This is a genomic window from Calothrix sp. NIES-2098 (assembly GCF_963875125.1).
Taxonomy (GTDB): domain Bacteria; phylum Cyanobacteriota; class Cyanobacteriia; order Cyanobacteriales; family Nostocaceae; genus Aulosira.
In genome coordinates, this window is sequence record NZ_CAWNKJ010000002.1 from 137993 (window position 1) to 155821 (window position 17829).

Below are 17829 nucleotides of genomic sequence, written 5' to 3' on the forward strand. Positions count from 1 at the left end.
TATGACCTTACCTTTACCAAACCTAGACGATCATACTTACGCCGAACTGGTAGAAGAAGCTCGTTCTCTGATTTCTAATTTATATCCTAAGTGGACAAACCATAATCCCACAGATACAGGGATCATTTTGATTGAATTATTAGCTTGGTTGACAGAGATGAAGCTCTATCAAATCAACCGAGTGCCAGATCAAAATATTGTCACTTTTCTCAAACTGCTCAACGGACCAGAATGGAGTTTTCAAGGCGATTTGCCAGAAAGGGATAAACAAACCAAAGCTTTAAACGCAGCTATCCGAAACACACTGTTGGATCTGGAGGAACGCTACCGAGCAATTACTTGTGATGATTTTGAATACCTAGCTATTCATCAATGGCCACAGACACCAGAAGCAAAAGCTTTGGGTGATGAAGGTAAAATCAAGCGATCGCACTGCATCGCCCAACGCAATCTCACTTGTGCTGATCCCAAAGCACGACAACAGTCAGCACCCGGACACATGCGCCTGATTGTAGTACCTGATATCTCCGACAATCCCACGCCCAAGCCAACCGAGGCTTTATGCCAAAGTTTATGGAAATTTCTGGATGAGCGACGTTTATTGACCACACGGCATTATGTGGTGGAAGCACAATATGTACCAGTAAAAATTACAGCAAAGTTATTCCTTGTAGACAATGCATTACCAAACAAAGTCTGCAAACAAGCTGTGCAAGATATTCGCCAATTCTTCCATCCTTTAACAGGAGGAAGAGACAGTCAAGGTTGGCCCTTTGGACGAGATATATACGTATCTGAAGTATATCAATTGCTGGAGACCGTAGGCGGAGTAGATTACGTAGAAGCAGTTAAATTACAGACACAAGAAACTTGGCGGTTCAACCGTGCTTGCAGCAACGCACTCATGAGCATTACTTTAAACCCGGACGAATTAGTAAATGTGGAGGTAAACGAAAAGTCTTTTGAGATCAAGACAATTGGTTAATCCTAAATCAGGTAATGTATATGGCAAATAACATCCCACTGACACAGGTAAGCTACTATTTACAATATCTGCCAGCCATTTTTCAGGAAGATATAGACCAGTATGGAGTCAACTTTATTGGTCGCTTCTTACTGGCTTTTGAGAAAATCATCACAGGTTTAGGGGATGTTGATGAACCTGGAATAGAAGAAATCCTCGATGGCATTACCGATCCAACCACTCAAGAATTGTACTTAGCTGGGATCTCCCGCTACTTTGAACCTGGCCCTGGTTTGTCTGCACATAAGCGATCGCCACCCGAATTTATAGAATGGCTAGCAAGTTGGGTAGCTCTCAATCTGCGCGAGGATTGGAACGAAGAAGATAAGCGTCGCTTGATTAGCCATGCAGTCACTCTGTACCGCAAGCGTGGCACAAAAGCTGGTATCAAAGAAATGCTCAACACTTATATTAGTCCAGTTGTTGAGATCTATGAATTTCACGAGCCTTTACAAGTAGAAAGAATTTCTACTGTCGGTATCAATACTATTCTTGGTAACGGTTTACCCCACTATTTCTTGGTCAAAATATTCTTGTCTAACTTTGGCGAAGAAACTTTTAACACCTGTAAAGACCAACAAAAGCTAGCTAGAGGGATTCTTGAGCAAGAAAAACCAGCCCACACTTATTATGACTTTGACATCGAAGTACCGTTGATGCAAGTTGGAGTGCGATCAACGGTAGGAGTAAACACGATACTTGCATCTCCAGCCTATGAAGTCCCAGCTATTCAACTTGGAATATATTCCACAGTCGGAGTTGATACCTTGCTAGGAACACTAATACTCGGAAAATTTAACAGTTAAACCATTACAGAATCAGGATTACAAACATGACAAACAATCATGATGTGGAAAAAAGACTACGTTATTTTAACGGTCAGTTCTTAAATAACGATGACTTCACAGACGAACAGAAATATCACCTAGACAGACAACGAAGACATAATCGACTGTTGCACACACCAGGTATTGCTGAAGGTCTGGAAATTATTGCTGAGTGTAATTCACATCATATAGAAGTACGCCCTGGTACTGCTGTAGATCAGCAAGGTAGGCAGATTGTTTTGACTACAAAAGAAGTGAGAAGCCTCAGAGATTTTGGGTGTGGTAAGGTTTATGTAGCGATCTCCTATCATCAAGAACCATCGGATCTCGCCACAGTGGGAGCAAGAGACGAGACTCGCTGGCACGAACATCCCAAAATTGAAATTTTAGCACACAGTGACGATATTGAAAAAGGCGATCGTATTCCATTAGCCTGCTTGGTTTTAGGTGATGGTGGCAAGATAGAACACCATCACGAGCATGTTCGTTACTATGCTGGCGTTCGCATCAGTCCAGAGGTAGATTTACGTAAACTTACTTTCTCAAGTAAAAGTGTACATTGTAGTTGCTGGCCAGAACTTCATTTTGGTGCTGCTCATCGCATTGACCTGATAGGTAGTCTCTATGTCGAAAGACATCTTGGTATTGGAGTAGAAAATCCCAAAAATAGATTAGATGTCAAGGGTGGAGCAGTCATTGGTGCAGATTACTGCGAAAGACAAGAAGCTCCATCAGATGGTCTTTTGGTAAAAGGAAGGGTTGGCATTGGGAATAATAGTCCAGGATCAAGTTTAGAAGTCACAGGTGCAACGAGAAATAACAATGATTCCGCCCTTAATGTTACAGACTGTGATGGGAAGAGTCTTTTGTATGTAAGAAATGATGGCAACCTTGGCATCGGGACAACACAACCGCAAGATAAGCTGCACGTTAGTAGTGGAAATATCCGACTCGATAAAGACAGTGAATTGTTTTTCGCTGATAACGGACAAATTAGGAGTTTAGACAATAACCACAGTATTTTGTTCAACCCATCCCAGAACAAGATGGAGTTGAGGGAAAAAGGCGACTTGATCTTTTCCCCAGGTGCTGTAGAAGGAAAAGAGACCGCAAAAGTTGTGATGTTGGCAAACGGCAACGTTGGTATTGGCAAGGCTGATCCAAATGTAAAGTTGTATGTTGAGGGCGGAATACAAGCTACCAATCTTGGGGGTACAGGGAGTGACTATGCTGAGTGGCTTCCTAGACTTCAGCAAGATGAAGTTATCCAAGAAGGCGATATTACTGGAGTGTTTGGCGGCAAAATTACTAAGAAAACTAACGATGCCCAAACTCTTATGGTCATTAGCAGTCAGCCGCTTGTTCTGGGGAATATGCCTAGTCAAGAAAACAAACTCCCACATGAAAAAGTGGCATTTATGGGTCAGGTGCGGGTTAAGGTGAGAGGAAAGGTTCAAGCAGGTGATTATATTGTCCCGTCGAGGTTGAATGATGGAGTAGGTATAGCAGTATCGAGCGATAAAATTACTTCTGCTGCTTATGCTACTCAAATCATTGGTACTGCCTGGGAATCTTCACAGCAAGAAAATGTGAAGCTGATTAATGTGTTAGTCGGTCATCAGTCTAATTATTCCTGGATAGGAAAAATTCTGAATACTATGCAAGCACAGCAAATAGAAATTCAATCGCTCAAGACTGAAATAGAGTCGCTAGAAAATTCAGCAGATTTAACTGAGATTCGCAATCAACTTGCAGAAATTCAATCGCTTAAAGTTGAAATGGAGTCGCTAAAAAATTCAGCAGATTTCACTGAGATTCGCAGTCAACTTGCAGAAATTCAATCGCTCAAAGCTGAAGTGGAATCTGTCAAAAACCAATCTGATTTAACAAATATCCAAAATCAAATTACAGCAATTCAAAGCTTTAAAACAGAGGTGGAATCAAACCAAAAACAATCTGAACTAACTACAATTATTGAAATTGCAGCATTGAAAGCAGAAATAGAAAATCTAAAAAACCGATCTGAACTAGATGCTATGCAAGCTCAACTATCACAAGTTCCATTGCTAAAAACAGAAATAGAATCTCTCAAAACCAAATCTCTTATCACTGCTAATAATGAAATTGCTTCACTCAAAACAGAAATTGAGTCGATAAAAACTAAACTCAAGCAATCTAATTGGCTAGGTAACGATAATATTGTATCAACTTGGTTGGGTTAATGTTGGTACTTAGAAACACGGTTTTAACGAACTGCAAATTTTATTAGGGTGCTTTATAAATGTAACGCACCCCACCCAACATACAACTTTTGGGTTAATAGAAAGCTTTAAAGGTCGCTCTATAGGTAAAAACCTATCTGGGCAGGGGTTAATAAAGTTTATTCTCTGCCATCAGCAACAAAAGCCGATATTATTTGGTGTTTCTCTGATTCTGGTGCGTGATTTGAGCAGAAATTCAATTTTTTATGGAATATTATTCAACCTCAGTTGAGCATATTTTGGCAGAGCTAGAGAGAATTGGCCTGCTGATTCAAGTCCAAGTCTGGAGAATGCAGCACATCCAGCCAAGTGACAACGAATTACAGGGACTTCTCGTTTCCGAACAAGAGATAGAGGAACTCTTAAGACAACCTATCGGTTTACCCCGTTGGGCAAATATTCCCACACCATTGTCCTCAATCGAGATTCAAACTGCTCTAGAAGGTATGGCTGCTGATATTGCTCAACGCCAAACTGAGAGTATTCAAAAAGGTATCAAATTACGCTTGTATGAACTAGTTTGTCACTTTCAGATCACACCATTTGACAGAGATACGCTATTAATTTGTTTAGCTCCGGAATTAGATTTGGGTTACGAGCGTCTTTATGCTTATCTCCAAGATGATGTAAGAAAGAAGCGACCTTCTGTAGACTTGGTGTTAAATTTACTATGTGCGGATTTCAAAAGCAAGCTCGCAGCGCGTCAACGTTTCCTCTCTACTGCTCCCCTACTCAAACATCAACTGCTGCATTTGTTTGATGATTCGTCACAGCAGCAACCACCACTGCTGAGTAAATATGTCAAAGTCGATGAACGGGTAGTTAATTATTTACTTGGTAATGACGAACTCGACATCCGGCTTTTACCCTATGCTAAATACGCCTGTACTCAAAAAAAACTTGAAGATTTGTTACTACCACTGGAAATTAAAGAACGCTTAAGCATACTAGCCCGAGAGAAACAAGTAATTAAAGCCGGACTAATATTTTACTTCCAGGGGACTTACGGAGTTGGCAAGCATACTACTGCCGAGGCATTTTCTCAGGAATTGGGAATTGGGTTGTTGACAGTAGAGTTAGAAAGACTATTACAGGCAGAAGCAGGAGAATTTGCAAGAATTATCGCTCTAGCTTGTCGTGAAGCAGTTTTACAGTCAGCAGTTATATACTTTGAAGGCTTTGACGCACTTTTGACAGATGACAAAGCGGCTTGGCGATTAGCCCTATTGCGACAAGTGCAGGAGATGCATTTGCTGACCTTTCTAGCTGGCGATATCACCTGGGAACCATCCGATGCACAACCTGAATTGACCTTTTTGCGAGTGGAATTTCCTTACCCAACAGCAGCCCAACGGGTGGAGTTATGGAGGAAGTTTATAGGGGAGCAAGGCTTTGCACCTCTACAGGATTTGGCTAACAAATTCCGTTTGAGCGGCGGGCAAATTCGTGATGCGGCAGCTACAGCACGCAATTTAGCTTGCTGGCGAGATCCAACACAAGGGCAAATAACTATAAATAACCTAATCGCTGCCTGTCGCTTGCAATCAAATCGCCAGTTAAGTGAAATGGCTCGTAAGATTACACCACGCTACAAGTGGTTAGATATTATTTTACCTGATGAGCAAAAAGGAATAATACAAGAACTTTGTAATTATGTTAAATATCGCAGCTTGGTTTATGACGAGTGGGGATTTGAGAAAAAACTGTCTTTAGGCAAAGGATTAAACATTCTATTTGCAGGGCCTCCAGGGACAGGTAAAACAATGGCGGCTGAGGTTGTAGCAGGAGAATTGGAGTTAGACTTATATAAAATCGACCTTTCGGCAGTGGTCAGCAAGTATATTGGCGAAACAGAAAAGCACCTATCTCGCATCTTCCAAGAGGCAGAAACTAGTAATGCAATTCTCTTTTTTGATGAAGCCGATGCCCTATTTGGCAAGCGCACCGAGGTAAGTGATGCCCATGACCGCTACGCCAACCTTGAGGTCAGCTACCTCTTGCAAAGAATGGAGGAGTACGACGGCGTGGTAATTTTGGCGACAAATTTTCGCAAAAACATGGATGAAGCCTTTGTGCGGCGCTTGCATTTCACCATCGATTTTCCCTTACCTGACGAGAAGCATCGCCGCTGGATTTGGCAAAAGCTATGGCCGGAGGCTACTCCTCGCAGTGCAGACTTGGATTTGGATTTTATGGCGCGTCGCTTTGAGATTGCGGGGGGGAATATTCGCAATATTGCACTGGCGGCGGCTTTTTTGGCAGCGGATGAGGGCGGGGTAGTGAAGATGAGTCACTTGATGCGTGCGACTCGACGGGAGTACCAGAAGATGGGAAAGGTGTTGATGGAGGGGGAATTTGGGGAGTATGTGGGGCAGTTGTAATCTTAGATTTGGGAGTTTGGATGGTTAGAGCAAAGACGGCAAATAGACGCTGCGTTGATTTAACAGAACAAAACAGTGGTTTAGAGTCAGCAGAAAGTTTTTGAAATTCGTATTATTCTACATCTGGAGATAATGTTATGTTTCACCGTCATCAAGAGCAGATATCGAAGAAAAGTGATAAGGTACTGCCAAAGCAACAAACGACAAGAAATACAACAGTGCCGCAGGTCAATGTGATGCACCCAGCAACATTGATTCAAAGGGCGAAAGCTGACCCCAAATCGCTGAGTGCGGATGAGGTGTTGACACTTCAGGAGACGATAGGGAATCGGGCGGCGAGTCGGCTGTTGGCGGGGCGAAGTCCAACCCTGGTGCAGGCCAAGTTGACTATTGGAGAGCCAGGGGACAAATACGAGCAAGAGGCAGATAGGGTTGCTTCTCAGGTAGTCGAACAACTCTATGCTCCCGCTTCTGCCCAGTCAAATCAAGGGCAGTCGGTACAGCGTCAGGAAGAAAAGAAAGAGGAACTCCAGGCGAAGTCAATCCTACAGCGTCGGGAAGAGATCGCGGTTGGGGAAGCTTCAACGGATTTGGAATCGGCAATTAACAGTGCCAGGGGAAGTGGACAGCCTTTAGATGCGGGTCTGCAACAGTCAATGGGGCAGGCTATGGGGGCAGATTTTAGTGGGGTGAAGGTTCACACGGATGCACAGGCTGACCAGTTGAATCAATCGGTTCAGGCAAAGGCGTTTACCACAGGGCAGGATGTGTTCTTTCGGCAGGGAGCATATCAGCCGGGGAGTCGCGGGGGGCAGGAGTTGATTGCCCATGAGTTGACCCATGTGGTGCAGCAGAATGGGGGGGAGTTGCGGACGCCGGAAAAGGATGGAGACCCAAGCAACCAGGAATCGAAAGAGAACATAAGCCTAGCAGGAGGAGTCATCAGCCTCCAGAAGAAGACCGCGACGGAGTTCAGCAAGGAGACTGGGGTACCTCATAGTAGTGAGTTAGAGAGCATCACGCACGAGAGGGTTGATATGACAACTGCGGAAAGAAATGCTGCGAAGGTATACTGGGCAAATGCGGGATTCGGGCTTATACCGACACGCACAGTGTGTAATCATCACATACCGTACAAAGAGGTTAGAGACAAAGTACGAGAGGCTCTCGTCCATCGGAAAGCTGACGAAGTAGCTTGGCGATTGTCTCAGGTAGCGCTAAGTGTATTGCCCAATGAGACGGGATTCAATCGTCAAGAAATAGAAAATAGTATAGATGAACTTATAGCCTCAACAGCTAACAACCCTAAAAACCTATTCTATTGGCCAGACACGACAGGCGACGACGGTGGAAACACGAGAGACAATCCGGCTTTTAGTGACAACTACGATATAAAGCAACTACGTGTCCGAGGAGAACTGGTAGATCAGTTGAGAGCATATGATCAGTCATTTGAAGATATAATGTCTTCATTAACTAAACCGATATCATAAGCTAGAAGTATGTAACGCACCATCTATGTTTTCTGACCCTCCGTTATCGTAAGTGCGATCGCCCGATCTTGTAGCAACTGGCTTAAAAGTCAAGTAATCGCTCCTACGCTGATATCATGATGACATGGATATCTCCTAAGAAACACATTCCGTAGCGTTGGAAATAGGGATGAGTTCTAAGCCAAAAGCTTGAGCTTTTCTCTTGAGGTTTTTAAGTATCCGGTCTTGATACTGTTGCTCGTAAGCATCAATGCCAGGGTCAGTATAGTGCTCGCCAGATGTCCAAAGGCGATAAAAAATACGTGCCAGTTTATGAGCGGTAGCAGTAATTGCCTTGGGAGCGCCCATCCGTGATTGCATACGACGGTAATATGCACCTAAAGCAGAATGACTGCGACATAGAGTTTGTGCCGCCATGCGAAAAGCAGTCGCAGCACGACTGGCAACAGGGCGAGTTTTGGAACTTTTAACTTTACCGCCAGTAACACGACTACCAGGACATAGACCTAACCAAGAAGTAAAGTGCTTAACAGTAGGAAAGCGATTTGGATCTAAACCAACTTCAGAAAGCAGTACCAGTACAGTTAAAGCACCCAAACCATCAACAGCAGTAAAATCGACACCACTGATGCGATATAAATGTGTACGTAAATCAAACTGTGGTGCATTACCTGGTTGCTTTTTACCCCGACGCTTGGGTTTAGCTAAAGGCTTTTTTTCCACATCAACTTTATCAGTAAATGAAGCCAAACATTGCTCAATTTGGGTATCGCACTTCTGGATTTGAGCTTGATAAAACTCGTAAAGTTCTAATTCTTGCTCAAGGATAAAAACTAATTCTGAACGATAGTCTCCAGTTAAAGAAGCAGCTATTTCTTCTAAGCTGGCTTTAATACGCCCATCCTTCAAACTTGCTAATTTCACTGGGTTTCGTTCCCCAGATACAATTTCTCTAATTATGCTCAAGCCAGTAGTGCCTGTAATATCGCTGATGACTCGATGTAATTGTATATTCATCTGTGTTAACGCTTTTTGCATCCTTTGTACATGGATGCAGGCACTTTTAATCAGATTATCCCTTTGACGTATGTAACTGCGAAGCTTACATATTTGGTCTTCGGGACGGAATGAGCCGGATAGTAAACCGTAAGTATGTAATTGTTGTAGCCACTGACAATCTAATACATCAGTTTTCCGACCAGGTACAGTTTTAACATAGTGAGCATTGACGAGTTTAACGTCAAAACCTCGACTTTCCAAAATCTGGAATACAGGTATCCAATAAACCCCTGTCGATTCCATTGCTACGGTTTCAATTTGGCACTGCTTTAACCATTCTGCCATTGCATAGAGGTCGGCAGTAAAACAAGCAAAACTGCGTATATTGTCCTCATCTCTCCCCTTAGGCACACTTACCCAATGCCTATCAGCACCAATATCTATTCCTGCGGCATTTGGGTTGATTTGGGATAGTAAATTCATCTCCAAATCTTGTTTTTTTGGCTTTTTGTAGTTGCTCATGCGACAAGGGCAGCATTGATTGCATCGCTGATTTTAATTGGGTGTACCATGCCTGGGTGGGCAAGTAAATCTAATCTCCTAAACGGGATAGTAGCTTTAACTACTTCACCAATACCATTGCCAACAACACCCAGAACCACGCTTACATTCGGACGAATACTGTACCAGTGTAATAACGGCTTTGACTGTCATGATACTTTTTTAGTGTATAAGTTATTAGTATTAAAACTCTTGTTAACTGTGTTTCTTTCATTTATTGCGGGCGTGTAATCGCGCCCCTTGGGCGCTTATATCACGTACAGTGCGCTCGCTCTTGTCGCGACTGTCTAATTGTGATAGCTTGTCAATTGATTTTTGACAAAATGGAGACCGATCACGTGTATTGGTTGAGTGATGAGTGTGATCGCCTTGAGTTTCCAAAGTGTGATCACTCACTCATAGGTGGTGTTGAGGCAAGAAATCCTGGTAATCTGACCTGACAACGTACTCAATTGAATCTACTAATTATAGAGCGATAATTTAGCTACCCAACATAGCGCAATATTATGTTTTACCAATCCAGGCAGATATTCAAGAAAGGTAACGAGCCACTGCAAAAAGGACAACAGACAACGTATAGACCAACGCCGCAAGCAAATACGACGCATCCGGCAATGCTCATCCAGAGAGCCAAACTTAACCCTAACTCGCTGAATGCGGATGAGGTGTTGACACTTCAGGAGATGATAGGGAATCGGGCGGCGAGTCGGCTGTTAGCCAGTCGAAGTACAACCCAGGTGCAGGCCAAGTTGACTATTGGAGAGCCAGGGGACAAATATGAGCAGGAGTTGATTGCCCATGAGTTGACTCATGTGATGCAGCAGGATCAGGGTGGTGCTGTACCACAGAACATTCAATTAGCCCAACAAAACGAACAAGTAAGAGATCTAGACAAACCCACCTCTAATCACAGAGAAACAGGACTAATTCAGCGCCTTGCAGCTATACCTACTGCACAGAATGCTAGTGATCAGGCTGTGCAAAATGTAGAGACTTCTGTGGGTGGATCACAATTATTGTCTGGATGGAATACTAACCTTAATGCTTATACAGCGGGACGCAGCGGACATAATTTTACAGTAGCGGAAAGACAGGCGCTTAATGCAAAGGGCGACCAATATGGATGTTGTATCTGCGGAACAAAAGATCCCGGAACAGTATCACAACCAAACCGCCCAATAGTCAAAGGAAAACAGGTAGGAAATTTCATACCTGATCATGAACCACCAGACTCTCTTGTGGGTGGTGGTTACACAGGTACTATTCGCTTTTATCCCAGGGCGAACGCATCTTAATTGCTAATAAGAATTGGAAAGCAAATTCAAATATCTAGAATAAAGACAGTTTTCTGAGATAAATATTGAATACAAATCAAAGGATAACCTTAGATATTTAAAATTTAATATTTGCCCTGAAGATATGATTTTAAATCAACAATTAGCAGTAAGTGAACAAGATGACTTAATAACTGCGACCTGAATAGAAAATTAGTTATAGCCTGATTCAATGTCCTATAAAATCAGCTTGAAGCTAAGGAAAGTAATCTAGTTAAATATTGATTATCCATTGCAGCTAGAAATTGTTTGTTTTTTACTCCTACCTTCACCCGTTTCTCTTTACCTAATAGATTCACTGCAATGTGGCGCAGAACTGCAAAATTTTGTGGTGCGTTATCTTTTCTTATGCGGCAATTATCTTCGTTTAATGCTACATCCAATACCCAATGTAGTGAATTTTCAATTCCCCAATGGCTGCGAATAGAATTAGCAAACTTTTGGGCGTTATCTTCCAGGCTACTAATAAAATAACGGGTTTCTACAGTTGTCTCGCCATCTAATTCCCGTACAGACTCCACCATGCCTATGCTATTTAATTTTGCCCAAACTGAATCTGGGTCAAGCTTATTTCCGATATTAGATATCATTAGATAATGACGAATTTCGTGACGACCATGACTAACTTCTTCTGTTTTATACGTGCTATGCTTTAATCCTTGGAAGCCTGTTCTTATTCCTTCAGCAATCAGTTCTTCTACTTCATTAGCAAGATTTCCTTGATTCTTTTTTAAGGTAATTACGTAGTCTGCATCTTGCTGGGCAATTAACTTTACAATATTTTTTTGACAGCCTATTGCATCTATTGTCACAATACACCCAGACAGTTCTAGCACCTTTAACAACTCTGGGATTGCTGTAATTTCATTGGAATGAGAATCTACTTTTACTTGACCTAACACCATTCTATTTGTCGTTGCCCAGGCACTAACTATTTCAATCGCACTTTGCCCAGATGCTTTATCATTAGAACCACATAGAGTCTTACCGTCAATTGCTACTATTTCCGCTGACGTTATCTTTTGTATTGTTCTCATCCATGACAGAAAACATTCTTGGAATTTTTGGGTATCTAATTGAGCAAATACCCTTGCAAATGTATCGTGTGATGGTATCCCGTTTGGTAACTCCAAAAACGTTTTTAACCATTCATATTTCGTGCAGCCATATAGTTCAATTGCCACCCAACTATCTGCTCCACAAATTACTGCACAGATGGCAATGGTAAGAATATCAATTAACTTGTGCCGTTTTGTGCGATCTACTCTTGGATCTTCCATCTGTGCAAAGTGGTCAGCAATTGTAATTTTGGGCTTGAGCTTCACGCTTTTTTAGGTACTTGATTCTACATTTGACCATCCATCACTTTACCATCCTAGTCGCTTTAGTTATCCTCCATACCACCGACTAAGACGGAACTTTGCCGCTAGATTTTCCTGCTTTTAGCCCTTTTTTAGTATTCTTGTACTATATTTAGATGCGTTTGCCCTGGCTTTTATCCACATTGTCTAACCCATTCAAATATGCAAGCTGCTGTAGTAGCTAGGTATAAAAAGGAAATGAAAACACTACGGAGCGCAAATGATAGTGATTGGGCAACAGGTGTACAGGGACAATGGTTTTGGAATTAATTAACTTCAAATACTCTGTGTAACAGAGAACGCTCTACTTAAAGCAGAGGAGCAGTACAAAAAATGAAAAGTCGATTAAAATGGATTTCTTCAACTGGAGGTCCTTTCGTCCTCATTCATACGCTAGATCTAAACAAATGGTTCGGAGGCTATTCGTTCACCACTGAGGAAAACAAAGTAGAAATTCATTTGGAAGGAGGAGGTTTGGTACTAGAAGAAGATTTTCTCAATCCCCAGAAGACTCACTATGGAAAAGCTTGTGAATATCCTAATCTTTGCCGAATAATAGATTTAGATGGCAAACAAGTAATCGTACTAGGGGATGAACCAGCTACTACAGCTTGGTTCCCTTACGCCGATGATTCAGGAGGAATTTTTATAAGATGGATTTATGCAAACGATGAAGAATCCATACTAAGAAGTTTGAATGGCATACCAAAAAAGGGATGGGAGAGAAATGGAATATTTAATGCAAAGTCGTCTAGTTTTAAATTAATAGATTCTTTTAGTCCAGGGATAAACATAAAAGACAATGAATCACTAGCTATTACATTAAATCCAGGAAATTATGAATTGGCAACCCTTGAGTATCAACCTGATATATCTACACATTTAAGGTTACACAAACTCGAAGCTATCCCCTGATATGGTTGTGCGATCGCTTGTCAATTGATTTTTGAGAAGATGGGGAGCGATCACGTAGAAATTGGTTGGGTAATGAAGATAGCGATCACTTTGAGTTGCAAAAGTGAGATAGCGTGTATTGGTTAGATGATGAAGAGTGCGATCTCTTTGTTTGTGGAGATTTGTGAAAGCGATTGCCTGATTTGTAAAGTCCGATCGGGTGGAAATTTGTTGGGTGAGGAACAGAGCGATCGCTTGATTTGTAAAGTGTAATCGCGGATCTTGTAGTGCGATCGCGTGTATTGCTTTGGTGATGAAGAATGCGATCGCTTTGTTTGTAGAGATTTGTGAAAGCGATCGCTTTTGGCACAGTGATGTGTGTGAGAAAATCCATTCATGGAAGCTTCGTAGGATTTGCTAGGCGATCGCATTCTTCAGTGCACCTATAGCCACGACTCAGCAAAAGTGTTGCGAGACATTAGCAGCCAAAACCTTTATAAATCAGGCTTTTTAGCTAAGTCATCAGATTTTTTCTTAGTTGCTTTCTTACTTACCGAAGAAAGGCAGAGGGAGAGATTTGCAGGGTATTTGTGAGAGGCGATCGCTAAGTACAGACCACCACAATTCTGGAATTAGTGGGATAGGTTCATGGAACCATTATGCTGTCTACTTTGAGCAGCTGACGGTGTATTTAATTACTCTATAGTACAACTATGAACTGTAATCTCTAGAGAGGCAATAGCATGGCAAATATTCAAATAGCTAAACACTCAAAGTTGGAGTAATCAGATTTTTTTCTTAGGTGTTTCCTTACTTGCGCCAAGTTTACAGTATCTCGATTCCAGATTTTAGAACTCGTGGCGATGAGGCGGCAACGCGTAGCGTCTCGTAGAGAAGGTTGGCAGCGATCTTGAGGGACTTAACGGGAAAAGTCATCAATGAAAGATTATACCATTTGAAGACTCTAATTTTTGTAGCCTAAAACCCTTATGGCTACGTTGTTTTTTGTTGTATCAAACAGCTTTTATGCGAATTCTATTACTTTATCCTCTGTTTCCCAAATCATTCTGGTCTTTTGACAAAGCTCTGGAATTAATTGGACGTAAAGTTTCTCTTCCACCTTTGAGTTTGATCACTGTTGCAGCTATCCTGCCTCAAACCTGGGAATTTCGCTTGGTAGACCGGAACGTTGGTTATGAAACTGAAGCAGATTGGGACTGGGCAGATCTGGCGATCATCTCCGGCATGATCGTGCAAAAAGACGACATGCTGTATTTGATTGCAGCGGCGAAGCGGCAGGGCAAACGAGTCGTGGTTGGAGGACCTTATGTCACCTCCGTACCTGAGGCGGCGCAGTCGGCTGGGGCAGATTTTCTGGTGTTGGATGAAGGTGAAATCACTCTACCGATGCTGGTTGAAGCATTGCAACGAGGAGAAACGAATGGCATCTTTCGTGCCAATGGCGAAAAGCCTGATGTTACCACTACACCCATTCCTCGATTTGATCTGCTCAATCTCAATGCATACAGCGATATGTCGGTTCAGTTCTCGCGGGGGTGCCCGTACCAATGCGAATTCTGCGACATTATTGTCCTCTATGGACGCAAGCCACGCACTAAAACACCTGCCCAACTGTTAGCAGAGTTGCAAAGGCTCTACGACCTGGGTTGGCGTAGATCGGTCTTTGTCGTAGACGACAACTTCATTGGCAACAAACGCAATGCCAAGCTGATGCTACGAGAACTGGTACCCTGGATGGCAGAACATGACTACCCTTTCAGCCTCTCAACAGAAGCTTCGGTTGATTTAGCCCAAGATCAGGAATTGCTGGCTCTGATGATCGCCGCTAACTTTAGTGCTGTCTTTTTGGGTATTGAAACGCCAGACACAGATAGCTTATCTCTGACTCAAAAATTTCAAAACACTCGCAACTCTCTTGTAGAGTCAGTTCAAATCATTAATCGAGCAGGGCTACGGGTAATGGCAGGTTTCATCATTGGGTTTGATGACGAGAAATCAGGCGCTGGCGATCGCATTATTGACTTTGTTGAAGCCACTGCTATTCCCCAAGCACTCTTCGGAATGCTGCAAGCATTGCCCGGAACCGCACTCTGGCATCGACTTGAGAAAGAGGGGCGCTTACAGACAGAACACAAAGCGGTTAGCGGAAAACAAACAACGCTGATGAACTTTGTTCCAACCCGCCCATTAGAGGAAATTGCCCAGGAGTATATCAAGTGCTTCTGGCAGTTGTACGAACCCGATCGCTATTTGGCGCGGGTTTACCGCCATTATTTGACTATGACACCGATTTCTCATAAAAAGAAAAATCCTCAGATGTTGGAGTTAATGGAAATTCGGGCGCTGTTCATCATCTTCTGGCGGCAAGGAATCAAGCGCAGCACTCGCTGGCAGTTCTGGAAACAGCTATTTGCAATTATTCAGAAAAACCCAGGAGTATTCACGCATTATCTGACCAGTTGCGCCCATATCGAACATTTTCTTGAATATCGTCAGATTATATGGGAAGAAGTTGAAGTCGAACTGGTTGATTACTTATCGCGCGAGCCGAAAAATACTGAATTAGCAACAGATAGCTCCATGTAAAAACCTGTTTTCTTGCTTCAATCACAGAGGACACCAAATCCGGTCGTGAGGTCGAGCATTGGTCGAATCATCCCCATTACTTTCATTCCACGAATTTAGGATTTGGTGTAATCGGCAACTGAGAATGCTTCTAGCTCTGCAATGAGAATTGGGCAAACGTTGGTAGTTTTAGAAAAAATTAATGCAGTAAAAAATTAAGGGGCTAGTCAGTAGCTATGCCCCTATTTTTCTGCTTATTTTTATAACCGCGAACGCTGATACATCTCCCATTTATTGCAGTACTCCTGCTGCCGATACTCTTCTGGGATTTCCATTTCTTTGCACTCGTTAAACAGCGATTCAAAAGCCTTCCAGAATTGCCCGTCTCGTGGCTCATTCACTAAATCCCACTTGTTGAGCGCTCGCTGCAACAAAAAGAATGCTGTCAGCTTTTCGAGTGGTTGTAAATCCCACTTCTGAGATGAGAAATAATTATCTATTGCTTTGCTTGGGTCAAACCCAGTTCGTTGCAGATATTTGTATCCATCAAAACGTAAAGCACAGGTATTTAGTGTATCGTCGTTCATTTTTCTATCCTAATTGTGTACTCATCTACTGCGATATTCTATTAATATTCCTCGCTTTATCAACCAAGAGCGAGACATAAATCTGTGAAACTTCATGTATTCCTAAGAAAATCCAATATCTCCCAAAATATCGACCTGAAAAACTGATTTATCACACTTTGTTATAGCCACTTTGATCGCTCACCATCTCCTTTCGCTGAGTTGGTGGCTGGAGCATACGCAAGATCTATGGCAACAAGTTTTCGCTAATTTGGGGGTTTAATTAGCTGAAATAGGTTGTTTGATAGTTGGGTGCATTATTTAACTTTCTTATAGAAAACTTTTAATAGACGCAAGTGGATGCGATCGCTTCCTCTAGACTCAAGCGCAAAGGCGATCGCACGCTAGAGCTTATTTTTTGGCAGATATCTATATCTATTGCCATCTTTTATTTTTTCGACTAAACCTTCTTGTACTAATTTATTCGCGTTCCTATATACAGTATCCGTGCAAATATAGTTTAGTTTTTTAGATATTTCGCTTGCAGTAACTCCATTTGAACATTGAATAATTATCTGCTTAATCTTGTCTTTATTATTAGTCATAGTTTTTCTTCATTAGTTGTTGGGAAAAAGGCAAGCGCCGTTTAGAATTGCGCTCGCCTTTTTCCTCTAAGAAATTGCCTGCTCAACTGCATCAACCAACTTTCTTGCTAGTTCAAGAGCGCGTTTTGCCCTTGGATCTGTTTCTGCTAAGAAATCAATTGTAAGAGCAGTTGAATCACATCCTATGAAAGTTGCAACTTGGACTGCAAACTCATGAACTAATTCGTGACGTTGTTCTGAGGTCATTAGTTTAGTGCAGTAGCGATCGCAGCCCCTAACTGTTTCAATGTTCTTTCTTTAGCAAACTCAGCCGCCGCCCGTGCTGATTCTGCCAGGATGGTATCAGTGTTAGGGGTCAGCTTGAGCGCACCGCCCAAATACCCCAGTGCTTTACAGTAATTGTCAGAGAGATTGGTAGATGCCAAACGTTTTACAACTTGATGATTATTTTGATGAAATGCTTTCAAAGCATCAATTTGAGCATCGGTTTCAGGGGTTCCCAAAACATCTATAATCGCGTTAATAGCTTCTAATACTTGTGCTGTTGTTAATTCTGATGTTGATTGAACCATTTTACTTATTCTCCTTTTAACCAATCGTTAGATTTTTCTGCCAGCGATACTAGAAAAGCCAAAGAAAGATTTATCGGTGTAACCCATCTTGGAACTAATGCAGCTTTTGGGGATGGTACAGCAGCCATGAGAAAGGCTGGCAGTATCCTGATTGAGAAATTTACAGCAGATGGTGAGAAACCATTGTCTAGAGTAGTTGTTAAGCATGGCTTAGTTGATACTCAAGAGAATAAACTAGAAGATATAGAGCATATATTACCAACATGGTTTGAGGCTTTCACGATTTACAATCATTTCCACAATCAACCTATTGACTTTAATTAAACTATGGACACGAACTTATGATTAAGAAATTAATTAAGATT

The 17829-nt window shown here is 42.2% G+C and carries 16 protein-coding genes; 9 read left to right on the forward strand and 7 right to left on the reverse strand.

The window, feature by feature from the left end:
* The first annotated feature begins 1 nt into the window (after window position 1).
* The 5 genes from AACU33_RS37000 to AACU33_RS37020 all read left to right on the forward strand — a co-directional run bounded on the left by AACU33_RS37000 (window position 2) and on the right by AACU33_RS37020 (window position 7986).
* Complete coding sequence (locus AACU33_RS37000) at window positions 2-985, forward strand: baseplate protein J (RefSeq protein ID WP_096595691.1); 984 nt, start codon at window positions 2-4, stop codon at window positions 983-985.
* Window positions 986-1005: 20 nt separating this feature from the next.
* Entirely contained in the window at window positions 1006-1830 is an 825-nt protein-coding gene (locus AACU33_RS37005; RefSeq protein ID WP_339376576.1) for a phage tail protein, read from the forward strand.
* A gap of 26 nt (window positions 1831-1856) precedes the next feature.
* Window positions 1857-4073 (forward strand): hypothetical protein, encoded by a 2217-nt coding sequence (locus AACU33_RS37010; protein ID WP_096595695.1) that lies wholly within the window; start codon window positions 1857-1859, stop codon window positions 4071-4073.
* Between the two features lie 245 nt (window positions 4074-4318).
* Window positions 4319-6493 carry an AAA family ATPase gene (locus AACU33_RS37015; RefSeq protein ID WP_096595697.1) on the forward strand — a complete coding sequence of 725 codons (2175 nt, stop codon included), beginning with the start codon at window positions 4319-4321 and terminating at the stop codon, window positions 6491-6493.
* A gap of 137 nt (window positions 6494-6630) precedes the next feature.
* Window positions 6631-7986 (forward strand): eCIS core domain-containing protein, encoded by a 1356-nt coding sequence (locus tag AACU33_RS37020; protein WP_339376577.1) that lies wholly within the window; start codon window positions 6631-6633, stop codon window positions 7984-7986.
* Between the two features lie 135 nt (window positions 7987-8121).
* Here AACU33_RS37020 and AACU33_RS37025 read toward each other — a convergent pair whose 3' ends face one another.
* Together AACU33_RS37025 and AACU33_RS37030 are read right to left on the reverse strand one after the other, a co-directional pair.
* Window positions 8122-9468, reverse strand: a complete 1347-nt coding sequence (locus tag AACU33_RS37025) for an IS110 family transposase (RefSeq protein WP_339376501.1) — start codon at window positions 9466-9468, stop codon at window positions 8122-8124.
* 35 nt (window positions 9469-9503) lie between these two features.
* Window positions 9504-9647, reverse strand: coding sequence for a hypothetical protein (locus AACU33_RS37030; protein ID WP_339375996.1), 144 nt, complete (start codon window positions 9645-9647; stop codon window positions 9504-9506).
* Window positions 9648-10052: 405 nt separating this feature from the next.
* Between AACU33_RS37030 and AACU33_RS37035 the strand changes: the two genes are divergently transcribed.
* Window positions 10053-10841 (forward strand): eCIS core domain-containing protein, encoded by a 789-nt coding sequence (locus AACU33_RS37035; protein ID WP_096595699.1) that lies wholly within the window; start codon window positions 10053-10055, stop codon window positions 10839-10841.
* 224 nt (window positions 10842-11065) lie between these two features.
* Here AACU33_RS37035 and AACU33_RS37040 read toward each other — a convergent pair whose 3' ends face one another.
* Window positions 11066-12205: an ISAs1 family transposase gene (locus tag AACU33_RS37040; protein ID WP_096595559.1), complete on the reverse strand. Its 1140-nt coding sequence runs from the start codon at window positions 12203-12205 to the stop codon at window positions 11066-11068.
* 369 nt (window positions 12206-12574) lie between these two features.
* Here AACU33_RS37040 and AACU33_RS37045 point away from each other — a divergent pair, with 369 nt between their 5' ends.
* On the forward strand, window positions 12575-13156 hold the full coding sequence (locus tag AACU33_RS37045; protein ID WP_096595701.1) for an Imm21 family immunity protein: 582 nt from the start codon (window positions 12575-12577) through the stop codon (window positions 13154-13156).
* A gap of 122 nt (window positions 13157-13278) precedes the next feature.
* Here the strand turns inward: AACU33_RS37045 and AACU33_RS37050 are convergent, their stop codons facing one another.
* Window positions 13279-13566, reverse strand: coding sequence for a hypothetical protein (locus tag AACU33_RS37050; protein ID WP_339376578.1), 288 nt, complete (start codon window positions 13564-13566; stop codon window positions 13279-13281).
* 595 nt (window positions 13567-14161) lie between these two features.
* On the opposite strand from AACU33_RS37050, the gene AACU33_RS37055 reads away from it, so the two are divergent.
* Window positions 14162-15742 (forward strand): B12-binding domain-containing radical SAM protein, encoded by a 1581-nt coding sequence (locus AACU33_RS37055; protein ID WP_096595703.1) that lies wholly within the window; start codon window positions 14162-14164, stop codon window positions 15740-15742.
* A 239-nt stretch (window positions 15743-15981) separates the two neighbouring features.
* Here the strand turns inward: AACU33_RS37055 and AACU33_RS37060 are convergent, their stop codons facing one another.
* From AACU33_RS37060 to AACU33_RS37070, 3 genes are all read right to left on the reverse strand, one after another.
* Window positions 15982-16308, reverse strand: a complete 327-nt coding sequence (locus AACU33_RS37060; protein WP_096595705.1) for a hypothetical protein — start codon at window positions 16306-16308, stop codon at window positions 15982-15984.
* 650 nt (window positions 16309-16958) lie between these two features.
* Window positions 16959-17138: a hypothetical protein gene (locus AACU33_RS37065; protein WP_096595708.1), complete on the reverse strand. Its 180-nt coding sequence runs from the start codon at window positions 17136-17138 to the stop codon at window positions 16959-16961.
* On the reverse strand, window positions 17138-17464 hold the full coding sequence (locus tag AACU33_RS37070; protein ID WP_096595709.1) for a hypothetical protein: 327 nt from the start codon (window positions 17462-17464) through the stop codon (window positions 17138-17140). The genes AACU33_RS37065 and AACU33_RS37070 overlap by 1 nt, the downstream gene beginning before the upstream one ends.
* Here AACU33_RS37070 and AACU33_RS37075 point away from each other — a divergent pair.
* Window positions 17456-17788 carry a hypothetical protein gene (locus tag AACU33_RS37075; RefSeq protein ID WP_339376579.1) on the forward strand — a complete coding sequence of 111 codons (333 nt, stop codon included), beginning with the start codon at window positions 17456-17458 and terminating at the stop codon, window positions 17786-17788. The genes AACU33_RS37070 and AACU33_RS37075 overlap by 9 nt on opposite strands.
* The last annotated feature ends 41 nt before the right edge of the window (window positions 17789-17829 follow it).

Bases quoted from the DNA above. Each gene is read 5' to 3' on its own strand.
- AACU33_RS37050 (WP_339376578.1), bottom strand. From the start codon at position 13,566: ATGCGATCGCCTAGCAAATCCTACGAAGCTTCCATGAATGGATTTTCT.
- AACU33_RS37010 (WP_096595695.1), top strand. From the start codon at position 1,857: ATGACAAACAATCATGATGTGGAAAAAAGACTACGTTATTTTAACGGT.
- AACU33_RS37070 (WP_096595709.1), bottom strand. From the start codon at position 17,464: ATGGTTCAATCAACATCAGAATTAACAACAGCACAAGTATTAGAAGCT.
- AACU33_RS37045 (WP_096595701.1), top strand. From the start codon at position 12,575: ATGAAAAGTCGATTAAAATGGATTTCTTCAACTGGAGGTCCTTTCGTC.
- AACU33_RS37065 (WP_096595708.1), bottom strand. From the start codon at position 17,138: ATGACCTCAGAACAACGTCACGAATTAGTTCATGAGTTTGCAGTCCAA.
- AACU33_RS37060 (WP_096595705.1), bottom strand. From the start codon at position 16,308: ATGAACGACGATACACTAAATACCTGTGCTTTACGTTTTGATGGATAC.
- AACU33_RS37020 (WP_339376577.1), top strand. From the start codon at position 6,631: ATGTTTCACCGTCATCAAGAGCAGATATCGAAGAAAAGTGATAAGGTA.
- AACU33_RS37025 (WP_339376501.1), bottom strand. From the start codon at position 9,468: ATGAATTTACTATCCCAAATCAACCCAAATGCCGCAGGAATAGATATT.
- AACU33_RS37055 (WP_096595703.1), top strand. From the start codon at position 14,162: ATGCGAATTCTATTACTTTATCCTCTGTTTCCCAAATCATTCTGGTCT.
- AACU33_RS37005 (WP_339376576.1), top strand. From the start codon at position 1,006: ATGGCAAATAACATCCCACTGACACAGGTAAGCTACTATTTACAATAT.
- AACU33_RS37015 (WP_096595697.1), top strand. From the start codon at position 4,319: ATGGAATATTATTCAACCTCAGTTGAGCATATTTTGGCAGAGCTAGAG.
- AACU33_RS37000 (WP_096595691.1), top strand. From the start codon at position 2: ATGACCTTACCTTTACCAAACCTAGACGATCATACTTACGCCGAACTG.
- AACU33_RS37035 (WP_096595699.1), top strand. From the start codon at position 10,053: ATGTTTTACCAATCCAGGCAGATATTCAAGAAAGGTAACGAGCCACTG.